Origin of the sequence: Bacillus sp. RSS_NA_20 (genome assembly GCF_020165915.1) — a bacterium.
In the GTDB taxonomy this organism is placed as follows: Bacteria; Bacillota; Bacilli; order Bacillales; family Bacillaceae; genus Bacillus; species Bacillus altitudinis.
The window spans coordinates 644,743-655,909 of record NZ_JAIUKW010000005.1 but is presented as its reverse complement, the minus strand read 5'-3'; the positions used below and the strand labels follow the sequence as shown (position 1 = coordinate 655,909).

Annotated in this window: 11 protein-coding genes; 8 read left to right on the top strand and 3 right to left on the bottom strand. The window is 42.8% G+C overall.

Annotated features, from left to right (window positions below):
- Nucleotides 1-47 precede the first annotated feature (47 nt).
- Nucleotides 48-1,181, bottom strand: a complete 1,134-nt coding sequence (locus tag LCD32_RS08850) for a CdaR family transcriptional regulator (RefSeq protein WP_318010836.1) — start codon at nucleotides 1,179-1,181, stop codon at nucleotides 48-50.
- A gap of 125 nt (nucleotides 1,182-1,306) precedes the next feature.
- Between LCD32_RS08850 and LCD32_RS08845 the strand changes: the two genes are divergently transcribed.
- On the top strand, nucleotides 1,307-1,861 hold the full coding sequence (locus tag LCD32_RS08845) for a branched-chain amino acid aminotransferase (RefSeq protein ID WP_224563576.1): 555 nt from the start codon (nucleotides 1,307-1,309) through the stop codon (nucleotides 1,859-1,861).
- 33 nt (nucleotides 1,862-1,894) lie between these two features.
- Here the strand turns inward: LCD32_RS08845 and LCD32_RS08840 are convergent, their stop codons facing one another.
- Nucleotides 1,895-2,284, bottom strand: coding sequence for a tautomerase family protein (locus LCD32_RS08840; RefSeq protein ID WP_076821573.1), 390 nt, complete (start codon nucleotides 2,282-2,284; stop codon nucleotides 1,895-1,897).
- A 121-nt stretch (nucleotides 2,285-2,405) separates the two neighbouring features.
- Nucleotides 2,406-3,158, bottom strand: coding sequence for a DeoR/GlpR family DNA-binding transcription regulator (locus tag LCD32_RS08835; RefSeq protein ID WP_212047454.1), 753 nt, complete (start codon nucleotides 3,156-3,158; stop codon nucleotides 2,406-2,408).
- A gap of 90 nt (nucleotides 3,159-3,248) precedes the next feature.
- Between LCD32_RS08835 and LCD32_RS08830 the strand changes: the two genes are divergently transcribed.
- The 7 genes from LCD32_RS08830 (at nucleotide 3,249) to LCD32_RS08800 (ending at nucleotide 11,166) form a co-directional block, all read left to right on the top strand.
- Entirely contained in the window at nucleotides 3,249-4,136 is an 888-nt protein-coding gene (locus LCD32_RS08830) for a tyrosine-protein phosphatase (RefSeq protein WP_212047452.1), read from the top strand.
- Between the two features lie 24 nt (nucleotides 4,137-4,160).
- Nucleotides 4,161-5,696, top strand: a complete 1,536-nt coding sequence (locus LCD32_RS08825) for a glycoside hydrolase family 10 protein (RefSeq protein WP_224563572.1) — start codon at nucleotides 4,161-4,163, stop codon at nucleotides 5,694-5,696.
- Between the two features lie 159 nt (nucleotides 5,697-5,855).
- On the top strand, nucleotides 5,856-6,998 hold the full coding sequence (locus tag LCD32_RS08820; RefSeq protein WP_008346640.1) for an acyl-CoA dehydrogenase family protein: 1,143 nt from the start codon (nucleotides 5,856-5,858) through the stop codon (nucleotides 6,996-6,998).
- 42 nt (nucleotides 6,999-7,040) lie between these two features.
- Nucleotides 7,041-8,678, top strand: coding sequence for an AMP-binding protein (locus LCD32_RS08815; protein ID WP_025207461.1), 1,638 nt, complete (start codon nucleotides 7,041-7,043; stop codon nucleotides 8,676-8,678).
- A gap of 8 nt (nucleotides 8,679-8,686) precedes the next feature.
- Nucleotides 8,687-10,036, top strand: coding sequence for an acetyl-CoA carboxylase biotin carboxylase subunit (locus LCD32_RS08810; RefSeq protein ID WP_046527657.1), 1,350 nt, complete (start codon nucleotides 8,687-8,689; stop codon nucleotides 10,034-10,036).
- Nucleotides 10,033-10,248 carry an acetyl-CoA carboxylase biotin carboxyl carrier protein subunit gene (locus tag LCD32_RS08805; protein ID WP_017367387.1) on the top strand — a complete coding sequence of 72 codons (216 nt, stop codon included), beginning with the start codon at nucleotides 10,033-10,035 and terminating at the stop codon, nucleotides 10,246-10,248. Before LCD32_RS08810 ends, LCD32_RS08805 begins: the two co-directional genes overlap by 4 nt.
- A 12-nt stretch (nucleotides 10,249-10,260) precedes the next feature.
- Nucleotides 10,261-11,166, top strand: coding sequence for a hydroxymethylglutaryl-CoA lyase (locus LCD32_RS08800; RefSeq protein WP_224563570.1), 906 nt, complete (start codon nucleotides 10,261-10,263; stop codon nucleotides 11,164-11,166).
- The last annotated feature ends 1 nt before the right edge of the window (nucleotide 11,167 follow it).

The window sequence follows — 11,167 nt, the reverse complement described above, 5'->3', positions numbered from 1 at the left end:
GTTTCTACCAGTATAAAAAAAGAACCGTCACATGACTATAGACGATTCTACAAAATATCAGGCTGTTTTATCGTATTTTTTGTATCATGATCTAAAAGCAGCAAGGCCAAATAAAAAAGCATCGCATCTTGCATACGCTTTGGATCAAGTGTCGTTAAATCCTGGATTCGTTTTAATCGGTAATGAAGTGTATTAATATGGACATGCAAGGCTTCCGCTGTATGTTTCAATGAGTAATCCGAAGCGATGAGTACCCGCAAAGTTTTCATTAGTTCTGGATAGGGGAAAAGGGACGCAATCGTTCGATCAAGAAACGCATCTTTTGTTTCCTGACTGATTTCCTCCATAAAAAGTTCAAGCGTCAAATCTTCATCAAACACAATGGGTGTTTCAGCATGCGCCAATTTTAAAGCGCGAAACGCTTGATGAAAGGACTGCTTCATGACATGAGAAGCTGCTGGTTTTCCTGCCCCCATTAAAATCCTCGATGGTGACAGCGCTGTGAGCGCAGCATGAATATGGAACAAGCGCTTGTGCCATGTATCACGACCATCTGGTGTGGCTTGTAGCATGAGCAAAAAACGTGCATGCCCCCAGCGCACAATGATCTCCTGATTGGTGAGTTGCAATTTGTCCTTCATCAGTTTGTATTGATCCTGCTTCATAAACGATTCGTCTTGACAATCAATGAGAATAGCGACACGCTGCTTGTTGACATCAAGGCCAAGCCGCTGCGCCTTCTCGGTCATACCTGCCGCTGTCTCTGGCAGATGAAGCCAGTCGAATACAAATGCTTCAAGCTGCCGTTCATCTGTTTCCGTTTCTTGAAAAAATTCATGCTCTTGAATGAGCAGCTCCGTCATTTTCCGTAAAATGTCGCCAAAAGGGGAGACATGCCTAGGATCACCTGTCATTCCAATGACCCCAATGACTTCTTGTTTAAAATAAATAGGCAGATTGATACCGGCTTTGACGCCTTTCATCTGCAGCACATCATCCTTTGTGAGAATTCGTTTCTGCCCTTCTAAGGATGTGACATATGCTCCTTCATGAAATTGACCAATGCGTGCTGGATCTGTTGCAGCAATAATGGTACCGTTTGTTTGTGTGATGATGATTTCTTCCGTCAGTACCTTTTTGACCTCATCTACGATTTTTTCTGCCAGTGTCATTGTGAGCAAAACGGTCCCCTCCGAGATGTTTCTTTTTCCACTATCATACCATCATATGCTCAGGCATATCTTTCTTTTCATGTGTTATGCTAAAATAAAAAACGCATATGAAGTAGATGAAAGGAGATACAGTCATGTCACTGCAAAATCGCTTACAAGATTTATTGAAAGAAGGGCAGGCGCTCACCGACTTTGAATATAACAAAGCCGCAAGTCAAAATTGGCCGCTAGAAGGGGCAAAAATGACAGAAGAAGCACGCTTTGCTGATGTTTATATAGAACGTGTAGACAAGGAATCGGAGGAAATGATTCAAACAGAAAATGCTTCCTTTTTAAATACACCTCTTACATACGTAAAAAAACAACAAAAAGAATTCATTTATATCGAGTCGAAGTGGTTTGATGTGGTGAGAGTCGACGGACTTGCCATAGAATGGGATGAAGTATTTCAGACGTATACCGTGTTATTCGGATTGAAGCGTCCTAAAAAAGATACTGGATTACTAAAAGAGATGCTCTCAACATTAAATGGTGCTCAGCTTCAATTTAATGGACAAGACGGGTTATTTGATGTCAACATTCCGCTTCTTGAACTAGAGGACATCAAAGAAGATACGCCTTTGATAGTTGTGATCTCAGCAGTGTACCGCTATTTATTCAACTTGCTCATGCAGCTTGAAAATGAATGAATCAAAAAACGGCTCACATTCCTGAGCCGTTTTTTAGAGCCATCCTCTTATGAATTGAGCCTCACCCATCCCGAAGCTCCAATCGGCGTCTCCATTTTCCACGATGGAGATCATCACATCCGTCTTGGCAACCCCGCATTCTTTTTCTACACGTTCTGCGATTTGTGCATAAAGCTGTTCCTTTTGCTCTTTCGTCCGCTGTTTACTGACAACACTAATGACAACAAGATCTTTTGTTCTCGGATAACCAAGCCCAGTGTCTTCAATCATCATCTCTTCAGGGCGGTGCTGATGAACAATTTGATAGCGATCTCGTTCAGGTACCCCAAAGGCATCAACCATTGCTTCATGGCAAGTGTCCAGCAGTTTTTTTAATTCCTCTTTTGAACGGCCTTCTATCACGTCAAATCGTAACAACGGCATCAGGTCAACCTCCAAATATGTGTTAAATGTACAATCATAATGTAACCAACACTTCGCCGTTTCACTCTTTTGCGCATAAGAAAAAAGCCAAAACATTGGCGCTTGGCTTTTTCGCTCTGGGCTAAGGCGTGACAAACTTCACATCATGCTCTTTTCCATATTGAAGGTAATCTTCATTTGGTTGTTCGTTCGTCACGACGATGTCTATGTCTTTTAAGTCACAAAACGTGGTCAAGGCATAATGGTCGAACTTACTATCATCGACTAATAAAAAGGTTTTGGCGTTTTTTTCAACGAGCGTTTTTTTAATATCTGTCTCAAGCGGGGAGGAATTCGTGACGCCATGATTAATGGATAAACCAGTTGATGCAATAAATGCTTTATTGACATTGTATGCTTTTAGACGCTCAACACTTTGATAACCAACGAAAGAATTTGTCTTTCGCTCTAGCATACCCCCGGTTGAAAAGATGGTGAGGTGTTCATAAGGCATAGCCTGTGTAATGAAATCCACGTTATTTGTCACAACGGTAATCCGTTTCTCCTTCAAATAGGGAAGCATCTCCAGTGTCGTTGTACCAGAATCAACAAAAATCATATCACCATGTTCAACAAAAGCGGCGGCAGCCTGTCCGATCATTTGTTTTTTACTCAGCTGACGAGTCTTTCGCTCCTGATACACCACCAACGTTGAGTGGTTCACAGCGACGCCGCCGTACACTTTCTTTAGCACGCCGGATTCTACCAATGCTTGTACATCTCGGCGTATGGTGTTTTTTGAGACGCCAAAATGCGTCACAAGCTCATCAAGAGAGGCAGATTCCCGGTCAAATACATACTCTTTTATTTGCTGAATACGTTTTGTTTTTATCATGCTACAATCTCCAATCAATACGAATATGCTGATTCTATTATAACAATAATTCCACGTAAAAGATGTCACTGATCAACATGGGAGAATTGAATGATCTTTTTCTCTTATCTTTTCTCATTTTTCATAAAAGCGTATGATAGAGAAAAGAGGATAGAAAGGATTTTCACTTCTATGAATGAGCACAACATACAATTTTCAAAGCTAGCAAATTTTAGAGAGGTAGGGGGACTCCAAACAACGGATCAGATGGTCATCAAACAAGGAATGATTTATCGATCTGCCGATTTATCACGTCTCACGAAGCAAGACATATTGACGTTCTCAACACTTGGAATTCAAACGATTTGTGACCTGCGTACAAGCTCAGAACGAAAATCACACCCGCCAAAGATCATGGAACATGACAAAATTGTTCATATCCCTATGCAGCCTGACAGCATGATGCCTAGCAAATGGACCATGTTTCGTATGCTGATAGCAGAAGGAAAATCTCTATCCTTTACACCGATCATGAAAGATGTATATCAAAGCATGCTCTATGAGCGAAAAAAAGAGATTCAGCAATTGTTTACTCTACTGTCAGATGAAAAAAATTATCCGCTTATGCTTCACTGTACAAGCGGAAAGGACCGTACAGGCTTTTTATCTGCTCTTATTCAATTAGCAGCGGGTGTGCCGGTGCATACCGTTTTAAGTGAATACATGCGTTCCAATGAAGGCGTGAAAATGCTAGTGAAAAGACAAGAACGATTTGTTCGCATGATGAGTTTATATCGGGTGTCAAAAGAACAAATTCAACCCCTGCTTGGTGTGCAGCAAGATTATCTTGAAGATGTACTGAATGAGATGATGGATACATACGGAAATGCAGAGCGGTATTTACTAGAAGCCTGCGACGTCCCGAAAGCTCAGCTGCTTAAAATGAAAAACATCTTGCTTACACCATCTGCTGGCATTCCATCACAAAACGCAGAATAAACTTAATATGAGGTGATGCAAAACATGCTGAAAAAGATCAGTATGACGGTTCTGACACTAGTTTTCATGGGTGTCTTCTTAATGATTCCGTCTAGCAGTCTAGCTCGTTCGATGCCAAAAGGGAAGCTTGAGAGCACAAGAGAGATGCGTGCAGTGTGGGTCGCATCGGTTTATAACTTAGATTGGCCTTCAAAGAAAGGACTGCCCGCAGATGAGCAGAAACAAGAGTTCATTCAACTGTTAGACGACATCAAAGCGATGAATATGAACGCCGTCATCATGCAAATTAAACCAACAGCAGATGCCTTTTATCCGTCGAAATTCGGGCCATGGTCTGAATATTTGACTGGTACACAAGGGAAAGACCCTGGATATGACCCGCTTGAATTTATGATAGAAGAAGCACATAAACGCGGCCTTGAATTTCATGCTTGGTTTAACCCTTATCGAATCACCATGAATCATACCGATCTCAACCGGTTATCAGCCGATCATCCTGCAAGAGCACACCCTGAGTGGACCATCGCCTACGGAAATCAGCTGTACTTTAATCCAGGCATTCCTGATGCTCAGGACTTCATTGTTGACGGGATAGAGGAAGTAGTGAAAAACTACGATATTGATGCGGTGCATATGGATGATTATTTTTACCCGAATAAAATCGCTGGTGTTCCATTTCCAGATCAAGAAACGTATGAAACTTACGGGCAGAAATTCACACATATAGAAGATTGGCGAAGAGATAATGTGAACGAGCTAGTGAAGCAAATCAATAACACCATTAAGAAAGAAAAGCCGTATGTGAAATTCGGCATTAGCCCATTTGGTGTATGGCGCAACATAAAAGATGACCCAACCGGTTCAAACACAACAGCAGGGATGACCAATTATGATGATTTGTATGCTGATACAAGAGAATGGATACAGCAGCACCATATTGATTATATCACCCCGCAAATTTATTGGAGTATCGGCTTTCAGCCCGCTGCCTATGATGTGCTGACGAAATGGTGGTCAAATGAAGTGAAGGGGCAGCCTGTTCATTTGTACATTGGTCAAGCGACGTATAAAATCAATCAAAACAGTGATCCTGCTTGGTCTGATCCAGAGGAGTATTTTCGCCAGATCGAGCTGAACAGGCAGTCACAGCTCGTACAAGGAAGCATGCATTTTAGTCTGAAAGATATCAATCGGAATCCCTTGAATGTAAAGAAACGATTAATAGAAGAAACCTATAGCAAACCAGCTCTCATACCAGAGATGCCATGGCTTCATCAAAAAGCGCCAAAAAAACCAATCATCCAATCTGTGAAAAAGACAGAGTATGGCGCAGTTTTACAGATACAAAATGATCCGCGCTCTAGTGCATCCTATTATGCAGTCTATCGATTGTCGAATAAAGGGACATACGAATTTGTGCAAACGGTCAGAAAAGAAACAGGTTCCTTCACACAAACGAAAGACATTTTAGCCAATCAAAAGAAGAGCTATACCTATAAAGTGACGGCACTCAATCGCCTTCATCATGAAAGCAAACCTTCTACAAAAACAGTAAAATAACAAAGACAGCATAAATGAGGGTTTTCCTCCATTTATGCTTTTTTGCTTTCTCTATTTTTCTACTATTTTTATTTTAATTTTCTGAATTCAATCAAGCTTGGCATGAAGCAGCTATTTCAATAATAAATATGATAGAAAAGCGCCAAAGGGGGAAGCACAATGGATTTTGAATTAACGAAAGAGCAGCAAATGATCCGTCAGATGGTCAAAGAATTTGCAAAAACAGAAATTGCACCGCACGCTCAAACTGTTGATGAACAGGCAGCATTTCCCGTAAAAACATTTCAAAAAATGGGGGAGCTCGGTTTTATGGGTATACCCTTTCCAGAGAAATATGGAGGATCTGGAGGAGATACGATCTCGTATGCACTGGCAGTCGAGGAAATTGGAAAACAGTGTGCGAGTACAGGTTTAAGTTATGCCGCAGCGGTTTCCTTAGGCGCAAGTCCACTTTATTACTTCGGGACGGAGGAGCAAAAGATGGACCATCTTGTTCCATTAGCCTCTGGAACAGCGCTTGGCTCCTTCGGATTAACAGAACCAAACGCTGGATCAGATGCAAAAGGAACAAAAACAAAAGCCATTCAAGACGGACAAGAATATGTCATCAGTGGGGAAAAGTGCTGGATCACAAATGCCAATTATGCCAGAACGATTATTGTCACCGCTGTAACAGATCATGATGAAAACGGACGTCCAATCATCTCCGCCTTTATTGTGGAGAAAGGACAAAAGGGACTGTCGATTACAAACCCATATGACAAAATGGGGGTTCGTGGTTCAGATACGGCTGAAATCATTTTAGACGAAGTGCGTGTACCAGCGCATCATATATTAGGAGACAAATCGAAAGGATTCAAGCAATTTTTATATACATTAGACGGCGGACGAATTTCCATTGCAGCCTTATCTGTCGGAATTGCGCAAGCGGCACTTGATGCTTCACTTTCCTATGCAAAAGAAAGAAAGCAATTTGGAAAGACGCTCTCATCCTTCCAGGCCATTCAGTTTAAGCTGGCGGATATGGCGATGCAAATAGAGCTTGCAAGACAAATGGTCTGGAAAGCCGCTTGGCTGAAAGATCAAGGCAAACCATTTACAAAAGAAGCGGCCTATGCCAAACTGTTTGCTTCAGAAATGGCCACAAAAGCAAGTCTTGATGCGGTCCAAATTCATGGCGGAACAGGCTATATGAAAGAATGCGGTGTTGAACGGCTTGTGAGAGATGCCAAGCTGATGGAAATTGGAGAAGGAACCTCTGAAATTCAGCGGCTCGTGATCGCAAGACAGCTGTTAGCGTAATACCTTAATGAAAACGCTTACTAAACATAAGGGAGGAAAGCAATGATGTCGATTCACCCGCAAACGATTGGCTCCCTATTAAGAGAAAAAAAAGAACAGCATCCAGCACATGAAGCCATTGTTTACCCAGAACGTTCTTTACGTTATTCGTACGAAGCGTTTTATCAAGAGGTCAAGGCAACAGGTAAAGGTCTCATGGCATTAGGCGTTCAAAAGGGAGATCACATCGCCATTATGGCACCAAATATACCTGAATGGCTCATTCTTCAATTTGCCTGCGCCTCCATTGGTGCTGTTCTTGTCACTGTGAATACCAATTTTCAATCACAGGAACTCGCCTATTTACTCAAGCATTCTGACAGCAAAATGTTGTTTATTGTAGACGGCTTTAAAGAAACGTCCTATGTCAACATGCTTGAAGAGCTGATTCCAGAACTTCAAACCGCTCATCAAGAGGAAATCACTTCCACACAATTTCCTTATTTAAAAAGATGTATCTATATCGGTCAGCATGTACCAAACGGCATGCTCAGCTGGGATCGTCTTCAAGTGGCAGCCAAAAGAACCGAAGATCATGAATGGGAGAAGCGAATGAATGAGCTCACGCCTGATGACGTTATTAATATGCAGTACACTTCAGGCACAACCGGCTATCCAAAAGGCGTCATGCTCAGCCACACAAACATCGTCTGTAATGCGAGTCAGATCGCAGATTGTATGAAATTAACAGAGCAGGACCGTATGTGTATCCCAGTACCGTTTTTTCATTGCTTCGGCTCTGTTCTTGGTGTACTTGCTTGTCTCACAAAAGGGGGAACGATCATTCCACTTGAATCATTCCATCCAGAACGAGTCCTTCAAACAGTAGAAAAAGAAAAATGCACGGTTCTTCACGGTGTACCAACCATGTTCATCGCAGAGCTCGATCATCCAAATTTCCACTCTTATGACCTGTCCACATTACGAACGGGGATTATGGCCGGTTCACTCTGCCCATCCCATGTCATGAAAGCAGTCATTGAAAAAATGGGATTAAGAGAGCTCACGATTGCCTATGGTCAAACCGAAAGTTCACCCGTCATTACCCAAACAAGAACCGATGATTCGTTTGAAAGACGTGTTCAAACGGTCGGACGTGCGCTTCCTCAAATTGAAGTCAAAATTGCTTTACCAGGGACATCAGAAGAAGTGCCAAGAGGACAGCAAGGAGAGCTTTGTACAAGAGGTTACCATGTCATGAAGGGCTATTATAAAAACGAAGAAGCAACAAATGAAGTCATTGATGAGGACGGATGGCTTCATACAGGGGATTTAGCTGAGATGGATCATGACGGTTATGTGAAAATCACAGGCCGGCTCAAAGATATGATCATCAGAGGCGGAGAGAATGTGTACCCAAAAGAGATTGAGGATGTCCTATACACTCACCCTGCCATTCTTGACGCACAGGTCGTTGGTATTCCTGACGAGACATACGGCGAGGAAGCAGCCGCATTCATTCGGCTGAAACAAGGGAAGTCGGTCTCAATTGAGACATTAACGAGCTATTGTCAGTCACAAATGGCACGCTACAAAATCCCGAAATACTTTTTCATTACAGATGAGTACCCAATGACCGCCTCAGGCAAAATTCAGAAATTCCGCTTGAAAAAGCAGGCGCTTGATCTAATAAAGGAGTGAAGGCAGCGATGTTTGAACAAGTATTGATCGCCAATCGAGGCGAAATTGCCCGTAGAGTGATTCGGACATGTAAACGGCTCGGAATCAAAACCGTTGCCGTTTATTCAGAGGCTGATCAGCATGCACTTCATGTGCAAGAAGCAGACAGCGCTTATTATATCGGCGGCGCTAAAGTTTCTGAAAGCTATTTAAACATGGAAGCGATCATTAAGGTTGCCAAACAAACAAATGCTGATGCTATCCACCCAGGGTATGGTCTTTTATCAGAAAATGCGGCATTTGCTGAACGCTGCCGGAGCGAAGGCATTGCCTTTATTGGACCATCTGCACAAGTCATTCAGCAGATGGGAAATAAAATTGAAGCGAGAAAAACGATGGAACAAGCGGGCATCCCAATCGTTCCTGGTGTTTCAGCCCCGCTTCATGATGCAGACGAAGGTGTTCATAAAGCACAGACACTCGGCTATCCCATTATGCTAAAAGCATCGAGTGGTGGCGGTGGGATTGGTATGCAGCTCGTCCGCAATGACGAAGAACTGCATCGAGCGTTTGAAGGAAATCAAAAAAGAGCACAAAGTTTCTTTCAAGACGGTACGTTGTACATGGAAAAGGTGATTGAACACGCACGGCACATCGAAATTCAAGTTCTTTTTGATTCGTTCGGTCACGGCGTTCACTTATTTGAAAGAGATTGTTCACTCCAAAGAAGACATCAGAAAATTGTTGAAGAGGCACCAGCCGTCTGTCTTGAAGAAACTGTGAGACAGCAAATGGGACAGATGGCCGTCAAAGCTGCCAAAGCGATTGGGTATGAAAATGCGGGCACGATTGAATGTTTAGTCGATCAAAACCAGCAATTTTATTTCTTAGAAATGAATACGAGATTGCAAGTAGAACACCCTGTCACTGAAGAAATTACGGGGATTGACCTTGTCGAGGAGCAGCTAAAAATTGCAGCATTAGAGCCCCTGTCCTTCAGCCAAGAGGATATTCATCAAATTGGGCACGCGATTGAAGTTAGAATATACGCTGAAGACCCTGTGACATTTTACCCTTCGCCAGGCACGATCACTCGGCTTTCTACACCTGATGCCCCATATATCCGTCATGAGTCAAGCGTAACGAGTGGAAGTGTCATTACCCCATTTTACGATCCAATGATTGCGAAAATGATTGTGTACGGTGATACTCGAAAACTCGCCATAGAACGATTAAAAGCAGCATTACAAGCATATGAAATAGAAGGGATCAAAACCAATGTACCGCTTTTAAAGGAAATGGCCGAATCAACTGCCTTTTTACATGGCAGCATCACAACCGATTATCTGATGAAAAAAAGGGAGGAAAACCGTTCATGAAAACTGTCACGATACAAATGGCCGGAAACTTATGGAAGCTTCTTGTGAAACAGGGTGATGATGTGCAAAAAGGACAGGAAGTCGCCATCTTAGAATCGATGAAAATGGAGATTCCCATTGTTGCAGAAGAAGCAGGTGTGATCAGTAAAGTGTATAAGGCGGAGGGGGAATTTGTTGACGAGGGAGAGGTACTTTTGGAGCTGACAGAATAGGGGGAAAGCCGCATGGCATTACCAAAAAACGTGCTCATTAGAGAGGTCGGCCCGCGCGATGGCCTGCAAAATGAATCCGTTTGGCTGGACACAATGGAGAAGCGAACATGGATCCATTTACTCGAAGAAGCCCATCTTCCTTATATTGAAGTCACCTCATTTGTTCATCCGAAATGGGTTCCAGCCTTAAAAGACGCCAAAGAATTAGCCCAATCATTAAACAAAAAAGAGGATATTACCTATGCCGCACTCATCCCAAATGAAAAGGGGTTAGCTGATTTTTTTGAAGCAAACCTTGAGGTAGGGGCTATGTTTATCTCAGCGAGTGAGACACATAACAAAAAGAATATGAATCGATCTATACAGGAAACACTGCCTGTGATCAAACAAATGACAGCCGATTTAAAAGCAGAAGGACGGCAAACGCGGGCCTATATTTCAACCGTGTTTGGATGTCCTTATGAAAAACAAGTGCCGATGGACCAAGTGCTGCGATTAACGGAACAACTGCTGTCCTTCGGCATTGATGAAATATCACTCGGGGATACCATTGGGGAAGCCCATCCGCTGCAAGTAGAAAGACGGTTAGACCTTTTACTTGAACGCTTTCCTGCTGATAAAATCGCACTTCATTTTCATGATACGAAAGGAATGGGGCTTGCCAATATTTATACAGCATTAAAAGCCGGCATCACCATGTTTGATGCCTCTAGCGGGGGGCTTGGCGGCTGTCCTTATGCACCTGGCTCCAGCGGAAACGTGGCGACAGAAGACGTGGTGCACATGCTTCACAAACTCGGGATCGAAACAAATGTCGACCTCCCTCGCTTGATTAAAGCGGCTGAATGGATTGAAGCAAAAGTGGATCGAACCCTGCCAAGTCACTGTTTACGTGCTTTTCAGTCTCACACTACTTGAT

Coding starts and splice junctions, on each gene's coding strand:
- LCD32_RS08840 (WP_076821573.1), bottom strand. CDS start 2,284: ATGCCGTTGTTACGATTTGACGTGATAGAAGGCCGTTCAAAAGAGGAA.
- LCD32_RS08830 (WP_212047452.1), top strand. CDS start 3,249: ATGATCTTTTTCTCTTATCTTTTCTCATTTTTCATAAAAGCGTATGAT.
- LCD32_RS08820 (WP_008346640.1), top strand. CDS start 5,856: ATGGATTTTGAATTAACGAAAGAGCAGCAAATGATCCGTCAGATGGTC.
- LCD32_RS08810 (WP_046527657.1), top strand. CDS start 8,687: ATGTTTGAACAAGTATTGATCGCCAATCGAGGCGAAATTGCCCGTAGA.
- LCD32_RS08805 (WP_017367387.1), top strand. CDS start 10,033: ATGAAAACTGTCACGATACAAATGGCCGGAAACTTATGGAAGCTTCTT.
- LCD32_RS08825 (WP_224563572.1), top strand. CDS start 4,161: ATGCTGAAAAAGATCAGTATGACGGTTCTGACACTAGTTTTCATGGGT.
- LCD32_RS08800 (WP_224563570.1), top strand. CDS start 10,261: ATGGCATTACCAAAAAACGTGCTCATTAGAGAGGTCGGCCCGCGCGAT.
- LCD32_RS08845 (WP_224563576.1), top strand. CDS start 1,307: ATGTCACTGCAAAATCGCTTACAAGATTTATTGAAAGAAGGGCAGGCG.
- LCD32_RS08815 (WP_025207461.1), top strand. CDS start 7,041: ATGATGTCGATTCACCCGCAAACGATTGGCTCCCTATTAAGAGAAAAA.
- LCD32_RS08835 (WP_212047454.1), bottom strand. CDS start 3,158: ATGATAAAAACAAAACGTATTCAGCAAATAAAAGAGTATGTATTTGAC.